Annotated in this window: 17 protein-coding genes; 12 read left to right on the forward strand and 5 right to left on the reverse strand. The window is 67.9% G+C overall.

Annotated elements, in window-relative coordinates:
* Positions 1-773: 773 nt before the first annotated feature.
* From ACIP8W_RS31015 to ACIP8W_RS31065, 11 genes are all read left to right on the forward strand, one after another.
* Complete coding sequence (locus ACIP8W_RS31015) at positions 774-1,406, forward strand: hypothetical protein (RefSeq protein WP_402205698.1); 633 nt, start codon at positions 774-776, stop codon at positions 1,404-1,406.
* 61 nt (positions 1,407-1,467) lie between these two features.
* On the forward strand, positions 1,468-1,827 hold the full coding sequence (locus ACIP8W_RS31020; protein WP_402205699.1) for a hypothetical protein: 360 nt from the start codon (positions 1,468-1,470) through the stop codon (positions 1,825-1,827).
* A 122-nt stretch (positions 1,828-1,949) separates the two neighbouring features.
* Positions 1,950-2,840 carry a hypothetical protein gene (locus ACIP8W_RS31025; RefSeq protein WP_402205701.1) on the forward strand — a complete coding sequence of 297 codons (891 nt, stop codon included), beginning with the start codon at positions 1,950-1,952 and terminating at the stop codon, positions 2,838-2,840.
* Between the two features lie 119 nt (positions 2,841-2,959).
* The gene (locus ACIP8W_RS31030) at positions 2,960-3,382 is read left to right on the forward strand and encodes a DUF6409 family protein (protein WP_402205703.1); all 423 of its coding nucleotides are present in this window, start codon (positions 2,960-2,962) and stop codon (positions 3,380-3,382) included.
* A gap of 327 nt (positions 3,383-3,709) precedes the next feature.
* Positions 3,710-5,185, forward strand: a complete 1,476-nt coding sequence (locus tag ACIP8W_RS31035) for a DUF3560 domain-containing protein (RefSeq protein ID WP_402205704.1) — start codon at positions 3,710-3,712, stop codon at positions 5,183-5,185.
* 77 nt (positions 5,186-5,262) lie between these two features.
* Positions 5,263-5,913 (forward strand): hypothetical protein, encoded by a 651-nt coding sequence (locus tag ACIP8W_RS31040; protein WP_402205706.1) that lies wholly within the window; start codon positions 5,263-5,265, stop codon positions 5,911-5,913.
* A 57-nt stretch (positions 5,914-5,970) separates the two neighbouring features.
* Positions 5,971-6,399 (forward strand): DUF6197 family protein, encoded by a 429-nt coding sequence (locus tag ACIP8W_RS31045; protein ID WP_402205708.1) that lies wholly within the window; start codon positions 5,971-5,973, stop codon positions 6,397-6,399.
* Between the two features lie 44 nt (positions 6,400-6,443).
* Positions 6,444-6,842: a DUF6181 family protein gene (locus ACIP8W_RS31050; protein WP_402205710.1), complete on the forward strand. Its 399-nt coding sequence runs from the start codon at positions 6,444-6,446 to the stop codon at positions 6,840-6,842.
* On the forward strand, positions 6,839-7,447 hold the full coding sequence (locus ACIP8W_RS31055) for a DUF6349 family protein (RefSeq protein ID WP_402205712.1): 609 nt from the start codon (positions 6,839-6,841) through the stop codon (positions 7,445-7,447). The genes ACIP8W_RS31050 and ACIP8W_RS31055 overlap by 4 nt, the downstream gene beginning before the upstream one ends.
* Positions 7,448-7,647: 200 nt before the next feature.
* Positions 7,648-7,926, forward strand: a complete 279-nt coding sequence (locus ACIP8W_RS31060; RefSeq protein ID WP_402205713.1) for a DUF6211 family protein — start codon at positions 7,648-7,650, stop codon at positions 7,924-7,926.
* A gap of 44 nt (positions 7,927-7,970) precedes the next feature.
* Positions 7,971-8,624 (forward strand): hypothetical protein, encoded by a 654-nt coding sequence (locus ACIP8W_RS31065; protein ID WP_402205715.1) that lies wholly within the window; start codon positions 7,971-7,973, stop codon positions 8,622-8,624.
* Between the two features lie 243 nt (positions 8,625-8,867).
* On the opposite strand, the gene ACIP8W_RS31070 is transcribed toward ACIP8W_RS31065, so the two are convergent.
* Positions 8,868-9,815 carry a hypothetical protein gene (locus ACIP8W_RS31070; protein WP_402205717.1) on the reverse strand — a complete coding sequence of 316 codons (948 nt, stop codon included), beginning with the start codon at positions 9,813-9,815 and terminating at the stop codon, positions 8,868-8,870.
* Positions 9,816-10,179: 364 nt separating this feature from the next.
* On the opposite strand from ACIP8W_RS31070, the gene mobF reads away from it, so the two are divergent.
* Entirely contained in the window at positions 10,180-14,628 is a 4,449-nt protein-coding gene (gene mobF / locus ACIP8W_RS31075; protein WP_402205718.1) for a MobF family relaxase, read from the forward strand.
* 129 nt (positions 14,629-14,757) lie between these two features.
* Here the strand turns inward: mobF and ACIP8W_RS31080 are convergent, their stop codons facing one another.
* The 4 genes from ACIP8W_RS31080 to ACIP8W_RS31095 all read right to left on the reverse strand — a co-directional run bounded on the left by ACIP8W_RS31080 (position 14,758) and on the right by ACIP8W_RS31095 (position 18,545).
* Positions 14,758-15,525, reverse strand: a complete 768-nt coding sequence (locus tag ACIP8W_RS31080) for a hypothetical protein (protein ID WP_402205720.1) — start codon at positions 15,523-15,525, stop codon at positions 14,758-14,760.
* Positions 15,526-15,734: 209 nt separating this feature from the next.
* Positions 15,735-16,757 (reverse strand): glycosyltransferase, encoded by a 1,023-nt coding sequence (locus tag ACIP8W_RS31085; protein ID WP_402205722.1) that lies wholly within the window; start codon positions 16,755-16,757, stop codon positions 15,735-15,737.
* Positions 16,757-18,049, reverse strand: coding sequence for a serine--tRNA ligase (gene serS / locus ACIP8W_RS31090; protein WP_402205724.1), 1,293 nt, complete (start codon positions 18,047-18,049; stop codon positions 16,757-16,759). Before serS ends, ACIP8W_RS31085 begins: the two co-directional genes overlap by 1 nt.
* 73 nt (positions 18,050-18,122) lie before the next feature.
* Positions 18,123-18,545, reverse strand: a complete 423-nt coding sequence (locus tag ACIP8W_RS31095; RefSeq protein WP_402205726.1) for a histidine phosphatase family protein — start codon at positions 18,543-18,545, stop codon at positions 18,123-18,125.
* Between the last annotated feature and the right edge of the window lie 101 nt (positions 18,546-18,646).

The raw sequence follows: 18,646 nt of genomic DNA on the forward strand, positions 1-18,646 counted from the left end.
AAATACCCCATGCCTGCATCCAGTCGGCAATCCCACGCCCGGCCCAGCGAGCCTCAAAAACCGGCTTCAGAACCGACCGGTGGATCGAGGCTTAGCCGCCTTCACCGCAGCCTCACGCGCGGTCAGCGCGTGCTCGGCGGCCATCTCCCGCGTCTTCGCCTTCACTGCTTCAGCAGCGCGAACTCGCCGCCGCAGCTCCGACGCGTTCACCGGTCCTGCCGAATTCGTGCTCACCTGTGCCCCCAGTTCTGTTCGAAAATACTGCTCGTCGCGCGCACCGTAGGCATAGGTCCGCGGACATCTCGAACCACGAGTTCGTTGGGTGCCGGCCAGAGCGAAAGGCAGCCTCCGGCGGGTCCTCTCTCGGAGGGGGTGGGGGCTGGTCTGTTGGGTGCGGGAGCGTTGTGGTGCGGGTGAAGGCGGGGTTCCCTCCTCGGCCGGACACCCCAAGGGGCGTACCAGGAACCCGGACACGGCGTCCAGGCCGAGCCGCTACGCGGTCGCTACGCGAGCCAGGACACCGCGCCCGGAACCCTGGTACGGCGGAGCTGTCCGACCGAGGAGGGAACCCCGCCCAGGCCCGTTGTGGCCGGGCCCGGCCGGGCGGGTGCGGGCCGGGGGTACGGGAAAAGGCCAGGTCAGGGCCCTTATCAGGGTTGACCCAACCCCTAGAACATGGTTTAATTAGTGATGTCGGAAGGGGAGGGTAACCCCCGACCGGCACCGGTAGGCCGACCGGCCGCCGACAACCTCTCTCACCAGGAGAACGAACGATGAACACGCCTCTCACCGTCGCAGAGCTGGCCCACCCGATCGCCCTCGAACTCGGCGGCAACTGGCGACCGCAGCCCGCGCGCCACGGCGTCCAGGAGTTGGACCACGCCGCCACCTTCACCCACCTGGACGGCCGACAGCTTCACCTCTCCGAGCGGTTCGATGACCCCGGCCACCTGCACATCCGAGGTGCATTCCCCGCCACCGACTACCCGTTCCGCAGGGGCGAGCGCGACACCGTCCGAGTCGCCATAGACGAGGACCCGGCAGGCATCGCGGCCCGGATCGCCGCCGACCTCATCCCCGCGCACCGTGACGTCCACGAGCGGGTGCAGGACCACAACCGCGCACAGGCCGAGATGCGCCGAGGCGTCGAGGAAGCCGCACGCGATCTCTCGGTGCGACTCCCCGGAGCGCGGACCCGGGTCGACGGTACAACTGCCTTTGTCTACATGAATCTTGAGTCGGGAGAAGTCCGTATTGGACTCGACGGCGACACTGTGAGTCTCGTACTCAACGATGTGCCTCGGGTCATCGCCGACGCCGTCGTATTCGCGGTGAGCCGATTCCTTCCCCACGTCCAGACCCCCGAGGGTGAGCGCGGGGAATACGTCGACGGATACGCCCTCTAATTCCCCGTACGTTTCGGCGGCGCGCTGCTCAGTGCGCCGCCTCCCCCAGAAAGGCCCCAGGATGAGCGCCGACGTATTCACGATCGAGCCGCAATGGATCGTGCAGGCTCCGCACCTCCGGTGCACCCTCAAGCGTGCCCTTGCGCTCCAGGCCACACAGAATGTGTGGTCCGGTACCGAGCACATCAACAACGCCGTAGCGATGGCCTACGGTGATCAACTCCCTGACTCCGGCCGATGGGAACTGACCCGTTCCCAACTCCGCACACTCAAAATTGCCATTGAGTGGCGCAGGGCCACGCGCGCGGCCAGCGACAAGAAAACCGCCCCCGATATCCTCGAACGCTGGACGCGAATAGAGGACGAGGTCATAGCCGCATACCGCGCCGTGAGCAACGAAGCAGGGCTGTACTGGATTTAGAGGGTTGCCGATCACCCAGGAACATGGTTTAATTAGTGGTGTCGGAAGGGGGTGGGCAACCCCCCGACCGACACCGTGGGGCCAGCCGGCCCCGGTCGATCTCTCACCAGGAGGACCGCGACATGCCCCGTAAGCCGAAGATGACCGACGAAGAGCGCCGGGCCTACTCCGCCAAGATGCGCGGTGAACTCGAAGCCGTCATGGATCGCGCGTACGGCGCGATGGTCGGCAGCGAAGAATTCTGGGCCGCCGTCATGCGCACGGCCGCGAACCTGACTCACCCGGACCGCGACGACCGCAGCCCCACCAACTGCATCGCCATCGCTGCCCAGTGCCCGAACGCCACCCACGTACTCAGCTCCGGAGACTGGCGAAAGGCCGGACGCTTCCCGGCCAAGGGGTCCACCTCCCTCCGTATCTGGACGCCGATCAAGCGCCGGACCGAGGATGCCCAGGAGGCCACGGCCGCAGCCACCGACGGAGGGCAGCGAGAGGCCGCCGGGGAGGCTACTGAGAGCCAGGGGCGCAAGGTGTCCGGCTTCAAGGCCGGGCCGGTTTTCGACATCAGCCAGACTGACGGCGACGCCTACGAGCCGCCCGCCGCCGCCCCGCTCGCCGCCGAGGTCATCCGCGATGTCCTGGTGAATCAGTATCGCGACCAGTACCACGAGGACCCCGAGCAGGCCGGAGGGTTCGACTTCACCCAGGACGCCCCCGGCAACGCCGTTCGTATCCTGCTGTACGGCCACGCGTGGCGACGCATCACCGAGGCGGACGCCCCCCTTCCCGGCCAGCACGCCGCCGAAGTCGCCTCAGCCGCCCACGTCGCCGCGCTCATCCTGAACGTCGCCCCGGGCCCCGCCGTCGTGCCGCCGCTCGCGGGCATCATCACCCAGGACAAGAAGCCCCCGGTGCATGAGTCCGCCGTCCGGGCCATCGAGACCGGCCGCGCCATCGCCCGCGCCGTTACCACGGCCGCCGAGCGCCGCCGCGAACTTGCCGTGGACGGTTGACCCAGACCCAAAAACATGGTTTAATTAATGATGTCGGAAGGGGGAGGGCAACCCCCCGACCAACACCGTCGCCGGGGCCGACCGGCCCCGGCGGAATCTCTCACCAGACAGGACACGACATGCTCACCACCGACAAGAAGCCCACCGTCCAGGATTTCCCCACCGCGACGCTCGTGATCGGCGGCCCCTGGTTCCGGGGCCACCAGCTCGACACCCGCCCCGCCGTCGTCGTCGGCCCGTTCGGCGGGCCGGAGTTCGCGGACGAGGCCACCATGTCCGTGGTCTGGTTCTTCACCCTCGGTGCCCCGCAGCCGGGCGACAGCGTCCAGGCGATGTTCCCGCACGAGCTGACCCCGCTTGACGACACGCTGACCACGATGCACCAGGACACGTTCCGCGACATCGTCCGCAGCCTGCGCCGGGGACGGTTCGCCTACGACGACGGGGACGCGCTCCGTGCCGCCGTCCGCCAGGCATGGCGCGAGCGGGCTGGATTGGCCGACGCAGACCCGGCCGCCCGGCACAAGCTCCACCGCAGCTGACCAAGGCCCCGCCGGTCCGGGGGAGGGCAACCCTCCGGACCGGCAGGCCCCCAGCACCCCAGCGGACACCCCTTCGGGGCGGCAGGACAGGTCCGGTGCGTTCACCGCCGCCGGCCGACTCCGCCGCAGGCGGCTCCGCCGACCGACGACGGGCACCGGACCGCAGCGGACGCGCCCCGCGGGGGCGCGACAGCCCCTGTCGTCGCGCAGGCGCGACGACCCGCGAGCCGATCGTCCCTCACGGCCCGCGCCGGTGGTGCAGCGCCGCTGCCAACGCACGGTCCGCCCTGCGGACGGACCAAACTCTCACCAGGAAAAGCCAGTTCAGTGACTATCGAGATCACCCACACCCGCCGAGAAGGAACCCTGATCGAGGGCACGAGCCGTGGCGACGGATCGGCCGAGATCCTGCGACTTCGCGAGTACGGTCGGACCCAGAGCCAGCCCTTCCGCTGGAGCAGGAACCTTGACTGCTGGTACCTCCCGCACAGCCGTGACCACGCCACCTACACCCCCTCGCTCGAACTCCTCGCGCAGCGACTCCGAGACGCGGGCTTCGAGGTCACGCTGACCATCGACAACGCCGACCGCCGATCGTTCTCCGACGCCGAGAAGGAGCGGGAGGAGAAGGCCGAAGGCCGGGCGGAGAGGTTCGGCGGATACGCCGCCAGCGCCGCCCAGAATTCCGAGGCCGCGTGGAAGTCGAGCCACGAGATATCCGAGCGGTTCGCCTTCGGTCAGCCCATCCTCGTCGGACACCACTCCGAGGGCCGCGCCCGCCGTGATCACGCGCGGATGGACAACGCGATGCGCAAGAGCATCGGCGAGCGCGACCGCGCCGCCCACTGGACCGGCCGGGCACAGGCCGCCGCGAACTACGAGCGCTTCAAGAAGGACCCCGGCCGCACGCTCCGCCGTCTCGACAAGCTGCGGGCCGACCTCCGCGCGGTCGAGAAGTGGCAGCGCGGCGAGTCCGCCAAGGGGTTTTCCCGGAGTCCGGCAGACCCCGAGCTGGAGACCGAGCACCAGGAGCTGACGGAAGAGATCCAGCACTGGGAGCAGGTCATCAAGGACGCCGAGGCCGATGGCTTCAAGATGTGGTCGCAAGCCGACTTCACACGGGGGGACTTCGTTCTCTACCGAGGCACCTGGTACGAGGTCCTGCGGGTCAACCCGAAGTCGGTGACGATCCCGCACATTCACGACGGCGTCGGTCAGCGCGTCGTTCGCGCGGCGGAAAACCGTCACGACGGCTGGACCTGGACCGCTCCCTACGACGACGTGTCCGGGCGCAAGAGCGCCGACGAGATGCAGCAGTCGACTCGGGCCGAGGCCGCCGCGCACCAGGAGCAGGCCCAGCAGGCCCCGCCGATCAAGGAGCCGGTACCGGCGGCTGAGACGTGCCCTACCAGTCACCCCAGCCCATGGCACGCGAAAGCGCGCCGCTGGGCTCTCTGTCAACACGCCCCTGAAGGGAGGTCGACCCCGGCGACGGCCCCTGCCGAAAGGGCAAACGCGCAGGAGGGCATGGCACTGGTGCTCATCACCTCGAAGAACTCCCGCCGCCCCCGCAAGCGCGCCTTGTGGGCGATGACCCGCCGCGAGGCACAGGCCGTATGCGGCGACCCCCGCACCTCCGGCCGCTCCTACATGCTCACCTGGACCGACCGGCCCGGCACCGAAGGCGCCGACTGGGAATGGGTCCAGGACAACGGCAGCCACGCCCCGGTCCTAGACGAGCTGGGCATCACTCCGCGCCATGAATGGACCGACGCCCCGCAGGCCCCGGCCGAGGCCGCGTAACCACGCCCCCACCCGCCCCCCGGCGGCCGAGCACGCCGGGGGGACGGGCCCCTCTCTCACCAGAACAGGGCACCACCATGACCACGCAACTCCTCGAACGACCCGCGACCATCACCGTCCCCGACACCGAAGCGGGCAGGCTCATCGTCCCCGCGACCGAGGGCAGCACCACCGTCCCGACGTACCGCGTCGGCTCCCCCGACATCCAATGCCGATACCCCGTGATCGTTGGCGAAGACCAGGTCATCGGCCGCGCCTACAGGTGGCACCGGGATTGGCTCGTCCTCACCACCGAGGGCGAACGCAACCTCCGCCGCCCGCCCAAGGGGACCCCCGGCACCGATATGGCCGCCGCCCATCTCGCGGAGGAGTACGCCGCCGGTCGGATCGGCGCCGTCCCCCTGGACCAGGTGCTCGCCGAGGCCCCCACGCCGTTGTGCGGGCCGGTGCCTCTCCTGCACCCGCGGATGCCGGTCAACGATCGCAACATCGAGGGCGCGCAGATCGCGTTCGCGGGACTCCGTGCCCACCACTGGCGGGCCGTGCTCACCGGGTTCCCCGGCAGCGATAACCACTGGTTCCTCAGCTGCGAATTGTGCGACTGGCAAGGCCCGAAGTTCTGGAGCCACTTGCGCGGGCGCAACGGAGAGCCGCCGAGTGCGCGCCGTCACAAGGGCGGGTGCATCGGAGAGGAAGAGATCCGCCGGTTGATCCCCGCCTACCACTAGCCGACCGAGGGGCGGCGGCAGCGCGCCGCCGCCCCCGCTTTCCCGAAGGACAGCACCGTGCCGACCCACCACCCCCCCGAAAGCATCGTCATCGCCGACACCCCGGCCGCGATCCTGGAATGGGCCGCCCGCCACATCGAACACGTCGGCATCCACCAGGGACCGCGCCTGTTCGACGGTCCCGGCCGTACGGCCACGTTGCCGTGCTGGCCGCGCGGCGCCCTCGAAGTCGCCGCCGGCCACGGGCGGGGAGCCGCCGGCCGGACGTACGACTGGGACCGCATCGACCGTGCCCGTGACCAGGCGTTCGGCATCCTCGCGGAAACCGTCACCGGTCACCCCGTCGACGCCGACGCCCCCACCGCAGCCAAGGCCCGGCACCGCGAGGCCATCGACCGGTGGAGCAGCGAGCCCGGCCGTACCGCCGCCGACGCCGCCCACGCGTTCCGCACCGCCGCCGCCCGCGCCGAACACGCCCTGTTCTAACCCCCGCCGCCCGCCAGCATCCCGAGTCATCAAAGGCCCACACGATGGACGAGACGACAGAAGACCGAAGCACCACCAGGACGCCGAGCCGCCGAGGAGCCGCCACCCCCAGCCGGGACGGCGTCCACCGGCTCAGCGTCCCCCTCCACCCCCGGCTCAGCGCGACCGAGCTGATCCGCGTACTCCTCGCGGCCCCGGGGGCAAACGACCTCTCCGCCCTCGACCCCGTACAGGTCCGGTCGCTCATCGCCGACGTACTCACCCAGCACGGCTATGACGTGCTCGACCGATCGCCGTACTACCCGGAACTCAACCGCCACCAGGACGCCCGCCGCGCGGTGCGCCGCGCGTACGGGACCCGGTTCCTCGACGCCCCCGCCGAACAGGCCGCGCTCGCTGACCCGCTCCGCGAAGTCCTCGCCGCCGGAAGCAGGAAGCCGTGACCGCCACCGTCGCCGAGCCGACTGGAGCACGAGCACGGCAGACGTACTACTGGCGAGTGCGCAACGCGCGGACGCGCCACCGCACCGAGAGCGCCGCGCAAGCGTGGCACATCCAGCCCGGACACCCCGGCGGCGCGTACAGCGACCTCGGCCACGAACTGGACCTGCCCCCACACCACATTCCGACCCTGCTCTCCCGTAGCCGGCCGACCGGCCGCCGGGGGAACGAGCAGGAGTTCCGCGGCGGGTGTCTCGCGTGCGAATGGGAAGGCCCCACGCACTCCGGCGACGGGTTCGGGGACGGTGACAACGAGGCGGTGGAGGACGCGCACAACCACTGTTTCCCCGGCTGGCGGAAACTGCCGCCGATCACCACGGTCGAGGACCGGTGGGCCATCCTGCGGAGCCGGAGCCGCTGGGCTCAGCTCACCTCCCGGTACCCGCCGGGCTGGATCGACCAGGGAGCCCCCGTACTGGCCTGGAGCGGACACTGCCGCGAAGCCCACGTCCCGCCGCACGCAGGGCGCCCCCGGTACGAACTCCACGTCACCCGCCCACCGAGCAGCCGGGGCCAACGCCCCGCAGATCAGGGGGCCCTCTTCTGATGACCGCCGTTCTCCGGATCAGGGCCCCACCTGCTCAACCCAAAGGTGGTTTAATTACTCCGCCATCAGCGGAGCGGGCAACCTCCGACCGGCCGTGCGTCCCTCGCGGCGCCACGCACCCCAGACAACAGATGACGGCCAGCGCACAAGGGCAACAAGGCGCTGGCCGTCGGTGTCTCTCTCACCAGAAAGACCACACCATGCTATGTGACCGACACCCCGACAGTCCCCAGCCTGGCGACATCGCTCAGCTCAAGGGGGGTAACAGCATCGGCGCTGATCAGACCGACGCCTTCGTCATCGTCGAGGACTTCCCCCCGACCGGCCGACACCTCGTGCTCAACCTTCCCGTCGACCACCCCGACCGCGCAGACTGGGCCGCCGCCGTGCCCCTGGCCGACATAGCCACCCTCACCCGGCTCGAACCGGCAGGCTCCCGTACGTGGACGCCGGCCCCGGACCCGGACGAACCCGAGTGACCCGCCGAGCGGGCACGACCCCGACCAAGAACAGGAGACGACCCGTGTCCTCCAAGACCGGCCGCACGCTCTACTCACGCGCGGACCTGCGCAAGGTCCATGGCATCAGCGAGCCCACGCTTCAGAACCTCTGGACCGACCGGGAAAACAACGGTCACCCGCCCGTCGCGGACACCATCGACGGCGTCATGCACTGGGACGGAGACGAATGGGCGACGTGGCACCACGAGCTTCAGCGGCAGCGCGTCGCCGCGAACACCACCAACCCGCCGAAGCTCGACGGCGACCCCGAAGAGATGGTGGGCCCGGCCGAGGCGGCGAAGATCTGTGGTTTTGCCGATTCCGCCACCGTCTCCCACTACGTCAAGAACCCGCCCGAGGGGTGGCCGGCACCGGACGACTGGGACGAGCTTTTGACCCGGCGCCGCCCGAAGTGGAAGCGCTGGCGGCTGTGGCAGTACCTCGCTGACCGCAAGGGCCGCGGGCATGCCGGCGGACGGCCCACCGGCCGTCGCGGACTGGCCTACCCCTACCAGGGAGACGAGCGGCTGACCCTTGCCCGGCAGGCCATCGCGGCGAACCCCGGGGCGAAGAACGCCGCCCTGATCCCCGAGCTTCAGGGGCAGACGGAGAAGACCTACTCCCGCCCGACCTGGAACCTGATCCTCAACTCCGCCCGCGAGCACCCCGAGGAGTGACCCGTGCCCGACAACTGTTGTCCGCGCTGCGGCGGCCCGCTCAGTGAACGGCCCGCACGTTCCCGGATGACCGATGACCGTGGGGTCTTCATCTGCACCCCTTGCGGCTTGGACGAAGCGGAACGCGACGCGAGTGAACTGCCGCCCATCCCGTTCGGTGACTGGCCAGTGAAGTAGCCGTCTCCACGCATGAGGGCCGCCGCGAAGGGGCGGCCCTCATCTTGTTCTTCGTGCGACAGAGGGTCACGCCAAAACGTCGATGCGCCCCCGGCAGGCGGCGAGGATCGCCTGTAGATCGGTAACGGCGAGCCGTTGTCTGGTCTCGTCGCCATGCGGTGCGTCAATGACCGTCATCAGCGTGCGCCCCAGTTCCGTGATGGATGCGGGCGGCAGCACGAAGGAACCGGCCAGGTGAAAGCCGGTGTCGACCCGAGTGAGGAGAGTTGCCTCCAGGACGTCCCAGGCACGCCGAGCAGCCGCCTGCTTGTCCTGCCGATCTGTATCCGTAGCGCGGCCGAGTTCTTCCAGGGATCGGATCATCTCCGTCGTCCGCAGATGCAGCGTCGTGCAGATCCTCCGCACACGGGCGAAGACCTTCAGAGTTACGGCGGCTCCGGCCGCTCCCAGAGTGAGGGCCGCTCCCAGCAGGACTGGCCGGAATCGCGCATCATCCTGGGTGTACTGCATGAGCCACAGCACGCCAATCAGCCCGCACCAGAGGGCGAGGGTCCGCACCGGCGCGGCCCTACCGAGCCGGCCTCGGAGACGTTCGATCGCGAAGTTGCTCGGCTCAACGCCAGTCCCATATACGAACTGAAGGCACCAGACCAGAAGCAGTAGCCCAGCTGCCTTCCCTCGGTCGTTCGGTGTCGAGACCAGGGCAAGCCACGCGAACAGCGTCACGAGGATGAGGTAGTACACCAAGGGAGCCGCGGTGAATCGTCGTTGGCTCTCCTTGGGCAGCCCCTCATACCAGGGCTTGAGCAACCAGAGCACTGGCAGCGCGAGCGCCACGCTGACCGGGAGCTGAACCATCAGCCAGACCCTGGAGCCCGTGGCGATGGCCGCGAACATCAGCAGTGGCACCGCGAAACCGAGGCCGGTAGCGATACCGAACCGCTGGTTCTGTGTCAGCCCCCTAACCCGCGTGGGTATCTCCAGCGCGCGCAGGCGCTCTTTGACGTTGAGCACGGGGTGGGGCCCTTCAGGTTCTAGTTGTGCCGCCAATCGGCACGACGGCCCATCAACCTATGTCGCGGCTCTGACAACACCTTCTTCACCTGGGCGGTGGCTGATGGTCAAGTCCTGCCCAGCGCGACTTGAGGAGCACACCCCGAGCCCCTCTTTCTGAGGTAACAGTCCAACAGGACATCAGGCTCCACGAGCCTGATCCGCAGGAACGACCAGGCCGCCCCGAGTGCCCGAGGTTCCCCCTCGTTGATCATGATCTTGAACTTTGATGAACTTTGAGGACCAAGGTATCGTCACTTCGTGACGATACAATCAGCCAAGATGACTGAAACTGACCGGATGAGAGCGGGGGGTGAGCGGGCCGATGGGATGGGTGACCATGATCGGCCCCTCCGACGAGCAGGTTGAGTACCGCCTTACCGGCGGCCACGGCTGCGGGAAGTCCGTATCGGTCGACGCCGCCCCCCTCGTCGTAGCCATCGAGACCAAGGCCGAAGCGGCAGGTGCCCCTGTCGCTTCCCTGCTCGCCAACCGCGAGGCCAAGCGCGCCTTCTTCCGCGCCCGCGGACTCATCCGCAGCAAGGGCACCGCGCGGTTCACCGGCTTCGACGCCGTCGAAGTCGCCGCCGCAGCCGGGCTCGACGCCCGCGACCTCTACGGCGAACAAGCTCTTCCTCCACGGCCGACCGACGGACAGGTGGACTACCACCTGGACGCCAGCGAACGACCCCTGGTCTGGATCGGCGGCGGGCTCACCGAGTTCGACATCACGCCCGGCAGCATCCTCAGCCCCGAGCAGTTCCAGGCGGCACGGCGCCTCATGCACGGGGAGGACCCCCGGACCGGGCAGACCCTCGTGGAAGCCAAGCTGGCCATCGCGCCGGCCGCCAAGCTCCCCGCCGCCCCGCTGGCCCGTGCCATCCGCCGCGCTGCCGCCGAACGCAGCGTGAACCCCGTCTCCCTGCTGGGCTCCAAGCGCAAGCAGGACGCTTTCCGCCGTATGGAGAACCAGATCCAGCGGTTCGGGGAGTCGCACCGCGTCCCCGTCTCGACGGTGCTGAAACTCGCCGACGCCGTCGACATCGACGCCGTCGATCTCTACGGCGAGGACGTGGTGGAGAAGGCCGTGGCCGCAGAGGCGGGCGGCCACCTGGACGCTCGTGCGCTCCTGCGCGCGGTCGAGGTCCGCGCCACCGAGACCGGACAGCAGCCCGCCGACCTGTTCGACGCCGCGTCCATGAAGCGCCGGTACGTCCAGACCGACGGCGAAGGTGCACGTCGTCTTCGGGATCTACCGATGGACGTGCGTGAAGCCGTCGCGATGGCCAAGGCGGCGGGACTCGCGCCCGAGGACGTGTGGGACGCCGAGGAGATCAAGGCGGCTCTCCTCGAAGGCCGCGTGCAGGTTGGCAACTTCGGCGCCGACACCACCTTGGATCTCGCCAAGTCGTATTCGGCGCTCCTCGCTTACGCACCCGAGGAGTTCGCCGCCAAGGCGGAGGGCATCTATACCTCCGCCGGCCGCGAGTCCATCACCGCTCTGGAGCGCTGGACCGCGTACGCCATGCGCGGTCACCACGGCGACGGCGACGAGGCCAAAACAGTGGCAACGAGCGGCTTCTCCGGCTGGATGATGGTGCACCGTGCCGCCCGACCGGTGGACGGCGCCCCCTACGGTGACCCCCACTTCCACCTGCACTTCACTCTGGCCAACATGGTCAAGGGCACTGACGGCAAGTGGTCCACGATGGCCAGCGGGGGCCGAGACCTTCACCGGCACGCCCGCCCGACCCAGGCCCTCATGAACGCCCGCATCCGCCGCGAGCTGACCAACGAGTTGGGCATCGGCTTCCGCCGTGACGCGAGGACCGGCGCGTGGGAGATCGCGGCGATTCCTGAGGCCACGATCCGGCTGTTCAGTAAAAGGGACAGCCAGGTCCGGGACCTGCTGACGAAGCTGGGCATCGACTACGACAACGCGACGACCCGTGAGCGCACCGCCGCCTCCACCGCGTCCAAGGCCGCGAAGAATGGTGAGGCTGCCCGGGCCGAGGACGATGTTCTGCGCGCCTACTGGCAGGCCGAAGGCCGTGCCGCCGGGGACGACCCCTCCGCCATCGCGGCCAGCGCGATGGATCAGAACCGAGCGAACCAGAACCCCTCTCTGGACGAGCTGTGCGCCCAGGTCTTTGACCCGAAGACCGGCCTGACCAGCCACTCCAAGGAGTTCACCCACGCCGCCGCCATCGCCGCCGTGCTGGACGCCCTCCCGTACGGAGTCGCAAGCGCCGAGGAGGCCGAACACCTCACCACATCCGTCCTCCGGCACGCCGGATACGCGGTCCAGCTCAACCCGAAGGGTGCCCAGCACTTCACGCACGCCGACCGGTACACCACGGCGGATGTCGTGGCGGCGGAAGCTCTGATCGTCTCCGAGGCAACGCACCGGCTCGGCGCGCAGGCCGCCGTCGTCAGTAACGACACGGTCGACATGACCTTGTCCACCGTCGAGGCCCAGCACGGTGGCACCTTCGCGTTCTCCGACGAACAGCGCGCCGTCCTCGAACGGCTACTCACGGCCGGGCACGGAATCGACGCAGTCGTGGGCATCGCCGGAGCGGGCAAGACCACGATCATGGACACCGCCCGGCAGGCATGGGAGGCCCACGGTCTCGTCATCGCCGGCGCGAGCACGGCCGCCGTTGCGGCCGCGAATCTGAAGGCCGAGGCGGGTATCGAGTCCCGCACCCTCGCGTCCTGGCTCACCGGCATCCGCAACGGCGGCACCGGTCTCACCGGCGTTGACGTTCTGGTCGTGGACGAAGCCGCCATGTGCGATGACCGCGACATCGCCGAACTCCTCACCCACGCCGCGATGACCGGCACGAAGGTCGTGGGCATCGGTGACCCGAAGCAGCTGCACTCGCCCGGCATCGGCGGTTCCTTTGCCGCCGTGCATCACATCGTGGGCGGACTCAGCCTCAACGAGAACTTCCGGCAGACGGACATGGTCGAGCGCCGGGCCTTGGAGCTGTGGCGCGACGACAACCGCGTGGAAGCACTCCGCACCTTCACCGGGGCTGGCCGCGTGCACGCCCTCGCGGACAAGAACACCACCCTCGCCGCGATGCTGACCATCTGGGCCGACAAGCGCGCCGCGCACACCGACGACCACACCGCCGTGCAGCAGCTCCTCATGCTGGCCGCCACCAACGAGATCGTGGAGGAACTGAACGTCGGGGCCCGCGCCCTGCGGAAGGAGAGCGGCGACCTCACCGGTCCCGAGCACGCCTACGCGCTGCCCGGCGGCAGCGAGCTGACCCTGTCCGTCGGTGACCAGGTCCTCCTTCGGATCAACGACTATCGGGGCAAGAAGAGCCGAGGCGCGAACGAAGACATCCTGAACGGCTACCGCGGAATCGTGCGCGCCGTGGACGAGGAACGGCGGGTGTTGGTCGAGTGGCGCGAGAAGACTACCGATGGCCACCGTGACGTTGCCGAATGGGTCGACGCCGACTACATCGCGCAGGGCGGACTCAGCCTCGGATACGCGATCACCGGCCACAAGTCCCAGGGCCTAAGCATCCAAGAGGCCCTGGTCTACGGACCGGGCGCACAAGCGAACGCGCTCTACACCATGATGAGCCGCGACAAGAAGGAGTCCCATCTCTTCCTGCCGCTCTCTGTCTACGAAACCGATGCCGACCGCGCTCGAAGCGGTGACGCACTCACCGAGCAGGAACAGCTTGACCGCGCTGTCGCGGGCCTCATCCGCGAGATCGGGAGCGGTACCGAGGAGCGCATGATCCTCACCGAACTCCCCAAGAACGCGGTACCCACCCACGTCCGCCAGGCCATAGTGGACCTGCCGACCCCGCGTGCCGCTGCCACCGGTGGCCCCCACGAGACCGACGGCACCCAGGATTTGCGGGGGCCTGAGACCCCGCGTACTCCGGATACTACGGAGCGGCCCGCGGTGCCGGCCACGCCTCCGGAACCCGCGCCGATGGCTGACCGCCCGTACGCGCATCTCAACAACGCGGCCCTGCGCGACGCGATCCGCAAGGCTGCCGCGGCTCTCCGTGCCGCCAAGGCGGCAGCCGAGGTGGCGGAGACAGCGGCAGCCCGCGCCGGGCAACAAGCCGCAGCGGGAACAGGCCGGAGCGTGCTCGCTCTCAACCGTCGACACCAGGATGTCGCCGACCGTGCTGCGGCGATCCGCGGAGTTCGAGCGCTGAGCGGGATGGTCGCCGAACGGACCGCTGGCCTGCGAGGCGTCGAGAAACGACTTGACGCGCTCGAACAGCAGCTAAGCGCCGCAGGCCGTTTCGGACGGCCTGCGTTGCGAGGGAGTGCCAGGAGCGCGGTCGAAGCCGATCGTGACGAACTGCTTCGAGGGTGCGAAGAGGCCGGGCGTGAGCTGGAGCAGTTGAACGAGCAGCTCCGGGACCTGGGCGAGGCCGCAGGCCCCGCCGGTGAGTACGAAGCCGTGCTTACCGAGGTGCACACGTCCGACGCGGAGAAGGCCGCTCGCCTGCGACGAGTGCAGGAGAGGGACGATCAAGAAGCAATACAGATGCGAGCCGAGGCTGTCACTGCACGCAGTACCGCCAATGGCGCGGCCTACCGGCGAGCTGGGCTCCGCGCCGAGCTGTCGGTGCGAACAGGTACGAACACCGAGTCGCCCGAGGATCAGGAGCGGCCCGAGCCGTCAAGGGTGCGACTGCCCGCGTCTCCTTACGCCAACCGTGCGAACATGGAAGCTCCGCAGATGCATGATGCACCGGAATCGTCCCCGGCTGAACCGCTGTAGTAGGGCTCCGAGAGATCGTGAATGCGTCTGTGGCGACGGGTAAATCGTAGTGCTGGATTACTGCTAATGCCAGGCCACGGAGGGTCACCGAACCCGTAATCAAGGCAAAGTAAACGGCATCCTCCAGGATCAGATGACATAGCGGCTGCACTCGTTCTCGATGCTGGAGGCGACGGCGGGCCATGGCGTGGGAAGTGCCGCAACGGTCGTCCAGTACTGGTGTGATGACCGGACTGCGACGCTTACGCCCAGCCGAACCAACTCCGGCGTGAGTGTCCCGATAACTCGGCGGGTTATCCCCCCGGCGCCACGCGCGGCCGGGGTGATGCCGTTTCCGAGGAGGAGCGTCGCCGTACGGATGGCATCCAAGGCAGACGGAGGGGCAGCCCCAGCCAGAGGCCCGAAGACGAGATCGTTCCAGCTTCCCAGCGTCCTGGCCCAGGCCAATCGCTCGAGGCTGGTGCCGAGGTCAACTGCCATGCGCTGCGGATGGTCTTCGTTCCAGAGGAGAACAACGTCCCCCAGAGTCAGGCCCAAGTGTCGAAACCGTAGCGTGATTCCCTTCACTTGGCGGCGTTGCCACACTGCCACGCGACCGTAGATGCTTATGTGCCGTGCGTGAAATCCGAGTTGAGAGAGTACAGAAATCCAGGAATCGACGATCGCTCCGTACTCATCAATCTTGTCGATGGGCTGTACGCGGGAGATATTGACGAAGGAGGTCAGAAACCCGTCGCGAAGTTCTCCGGATTCGGTACGTTGACCGGTGAATCGCACTACAGGCTGAGGAATGAAGCCACGGCGATAGGTTTCTGAGCGACCTTCCTTGAGGAGCGGGTCGAGGGCTTGGACTGCCGAAATGGTCAGTTCGGTCTCGCGACCCCACCGAAGGGGCAAGCATGAATCCCGCGGAACACCCTGAGCGGCGAAGCCCTGTTCGAGTGCTCCGAGAAGTTCTGCCCACGACGGGGTGCGACGGGGTGGGCGGTATGGAGAGCCTCGATGAGGGTGCTGAATCTCCAGGACGTCGCCGTCGATTGAGAATTCCCAGTGGGCTCCCAGGGCCTTCCGCAGCAGACTGGGTATCTGCTGGCACAGCACCCCGCTTAGCACGGGCGAGTCGCCATCCCCTCGAAGTGACGTGCGGGGTCGAACCGAAGCTGACCGCTCACCTGCACTTGGCGGTGGTCGAGTGATTGTGCCTGTTCAATGGCTTCGGCGAGCTTGCCGGCCGCCGTCTCGTCGTCCACCTCGGGATCGACGACAGCGATCGCCCCGGTCTGGTCGCACAGAGCCGCCTCAGCGCATGTTCCCTTGCGCCAGGTCAGCGCTGCCATCGGCGTTCCAGCCCGCAGAGACTCGCCAAACACTGCGGCTCCGGCCTCTACGTAGTTCCGCGCATATGTGTAGACGAACACTGATGCGTCACGGAGAGCAGCGGTCTTGGCCTGGCCGCCAAGTTCGCCCACCCACTCGACGTGATCCGCGGTGAGGAGCTTCTCGTGCTGGCGCACGTAGTCTTCGTCGAAGATAGGACCCACGATACGTATCCGCCGGCCGAGTATCTGCGCAGCCCTTGCAGCCAGGTGCGGGGCCTTCTCCTCGTCGATTCGGCCGAGCCACACAAGGTCCCGCCCGGCTACGGCTGGCGGTTCTTCCTCGTTGAGCCCGAGGTGAACGGCAAGCTCCGGGATCGGCTGATGAGGTGCGTATCGCTCAATCATCTCGGGCGAGTAGCAGTACAGCCGCGACCGCTTGCCGTCGAATGCTGTCTTCGTGTGCTGAAAGACGGGTGAGTGCTGGAAGGTGGCCACGTCGCAGTCCAGCTCGTGCCAAGTACGCGTCCAAGCGGCGAGCGAGGGATATTCGTGGCCGACCACCAGGAGGTCGTATCCCGCGTCGCGGAGACCCCGCTCGGCTTGAGATCCAGCGGTGACGTCTTCGAGGCGGACTGGCTTGCGGACCCATTCGGCTTCAAGGTCCGTGAGCCAGCCCGGCCCGAGGAGGTGCACGTCGGCGCCTGCGGCGCGGGCGCCTACTGCGACCGCCCAAAGCCATCGTTCGATCCCGCCGTATCCGGCAGGGGGGAAAGCGTAGCTGCCAGGAAAGTCGCAGACGCCGACGAGCACTATGCCTCCGGTGTTCCGTCCGCCGAGATACGGCGGAAGCCGAGATACGGGACGAGTGATTCAGGCAGGACGATCGATCCGTCTTGCTGCTGGCCTTGTTCGAGCAGTGCGGCCAAGGTTCGGCCGATCGGAAGGCCCGAGCCATTGAGGGTGGCGACCAGCTTGGGCTTTCCATCCGTGCCACGCGTGCGAATGTTCGCGCGGCGGGCCTGGAAGGTGCCGAAGTTGGAAATGGACGAGATCTCGCGGTAGGTATTCTGGCTCGGCAGCCATACTTCGAGGTCATAGGTGAGCTCGGCTGAAAAGCCGGTGTCACCAGCGGCGAGGGTCATGACGCGATAGGCGAGGCCAAGCTCCCTCAAACACGCCTCGGCGTGTCCGATCATCTTCTCCAGCTCGGCGTCGGCGTCGTCCGGGTCGCAGATCCGCACCATCTCGACCTTGGAAAACTGGTGCTGGCGAATGAGGCCGCGAGTGTCGCGGCCGTACGATCCGGCTTCCGAGCGGAAGCAAGGTGTCTGGGCGGTGAGCGCGAGCGGTAGCTCCGCAGGCGGGATGATCTCTTCGGCGTAGAGGTTGGTCAGTGGGACCTCGGCGGTCGGGATCAGGAACAGCTCGCGATCGGCGACGCCGGTCTTGAACAGGTCCTCCTCGAACTTCGGCAGCTGACCCGTGCCGGTCATCGTCTTGCGGGTGACCAGGAACGGAACCGAGTGCTCGACGTAGCCATGCCGCCGCGTGTGAATGTCGAGGAAGAGCGTCGCGAGAGCCCGCTCAAGAGCTGCACCCGCTCCACGCGAGACCGCGAAACGAGGCCCCGACAGCTTCGTCGCCCGAGCGAAGTCAAGGATGCCGGTAGCTTCACCGAGGTCGACGTGATCCTTCGGCTCGAATGAGAAGGCCGGTGGAGTCCCCACCCGGCGGACCTCGACCGCGAAGTCCTCCGAGTTGCCATCTGGAGACCTGTCATCGGGGAAGTTCGGGATGCTCAGGAGGAGGTCACGAAGCTCTTCCTGTACTCGATCTTGCTCAGCTTCGATCTCGCGCACCTGATCCTTGATCTCACGCGCCCGATCCTTCAGCTTGGAGATGTCCCCGCCCTGCTTCGCGGTCTCCTGGACCTCCTTGGCCACGCGCTTGGACTCAGCCCGCAGCTCATCGGCCTCGCGGATGCTCTGGTTCCGTCGGGACTGGAGGTCCTCCAGGACGGACAGGTCCAGAGCGTAACCGCGACGGGCGAGCCGACGTACGGCTTCGGCACCCAGGTCGATCAGGGCGCGGGCATCATGCATGGCTGAGGTCCTTCATCTCTGGAAAGTGAGCTACCGCTCTGACGGTAGCAACTGCCGACATGGCGTCGCCCCGCTATATCGCTGCGTCACCCCGAGCGTCGGGATCTTGGCCAGCCTCCGCATCAAGATCGGACAGCAGGTCCGCGATCCAGCCGCCGAGCACATCGTCTTCAACATCGAGTGGCTGGACGCACGGGGCCTCCGAGAAGAACAGAGGCATGGCCTCCCCAGCGGCGCGGTTCTGCTTCCAGAACAACACAGATAGAAGCAAGCCGTGGCTCACGAGGAGGCGAGGTCCAGGGAGAGCTAAGCAAGCCTGCACCCCGAGGAGCATCCGGCGGATTCCCTCCCGCTGCGATTCCCCGGCGCCTGGTGGTCGGCGCCACGCCCCGTGGCGATCGAGCCAATCGCCGTACCCGAGGAAGGGGCCGCCCTCGAACTCGCCGTAATCCAGTTCGTTCAGCCGGTCCTCAATGACGAGGTCGGCAGCGGGCACCCCTGTGATGACGGCGGTCTCCGTAAGCTCCCCGTGTGCGGCCAAATACCGCGCAATTTATGGCCACGGGTTTCCCCGCGTACGGCCAGATCTTCTCCCCG

Source organism: Streptomyces sp. NPDC088554, from assembly GCF_044752945.1.
GTDB lineage: Bacteria > Actinomycetota > Actinomycetes > Streptomycetales > Streptomycetaceae > Streptomyces.

Bases quoted from the DNA above. Each gene is read 5' to 3' on its own strand.
- ACIP8W_RS31040 (WP_402205706.1), top strand. From the start codon at position 5,263: ATGACCACGCAACTCCTCGAACGACCCGCGACCATCACCGTCCCCGAC.
- ACIP8W_RS31030 (WP_402205703.1), top strand. From the start codon at position 2,960: ATGCTCACCACCGACAAGAAGCCCACCGTCCAGGATTTCCCCACCGCG.
- ACIP8W_RS31060 (WP_402205713.1), top strand. From the start codon at position 7,648: ATGCTATGTGACCGACACCCCGACAGTCCCCAGCCTGGCGACATCGCT.
- mobF (WP_402205718.1), top strand. From the start codon at position 10,180: ATGGGATGGGTGACCATGATCGGCCCCTCCGACGAGCAGGTTGAGTAC.
- serS (WP_402205724.1), bottom strand. From the start codon at position 18,049: ATGCATGATGCCCGCGCCCTGATCGACCTGGGTGCCGAAGCCGTACGT.
- ACIP8W_RS31015 (WP_402205698.1), top strand. From the start codon at position 774: ATGAACACGCCTCTCACCGTCGCAGAGCTGGCCCACCCGATCGCCCTC.
- ACIP8W_RS31025 (WP_402205701.1), top strand. From the start codon at position 1,950: ATGCCCCGTAAGCCGAAGATGACCGACGAAGAGCGCCGGGCCTACTCC.
- ACIP8W_RS31020 (WP_402205699.1), top strand. From the start codon at position 1,468: ATGAGCGCCGACGTATTCACGATCGAGCCGCAATGGATCGTGCAGGCT.
- ACIP8W_RS31050 (WP_402205710.1), top strand. From the start codon at position 6,444: ATGGACGAGACGACAGAAGACCGAAGCACCACCAGGACGCCGAGCCGC.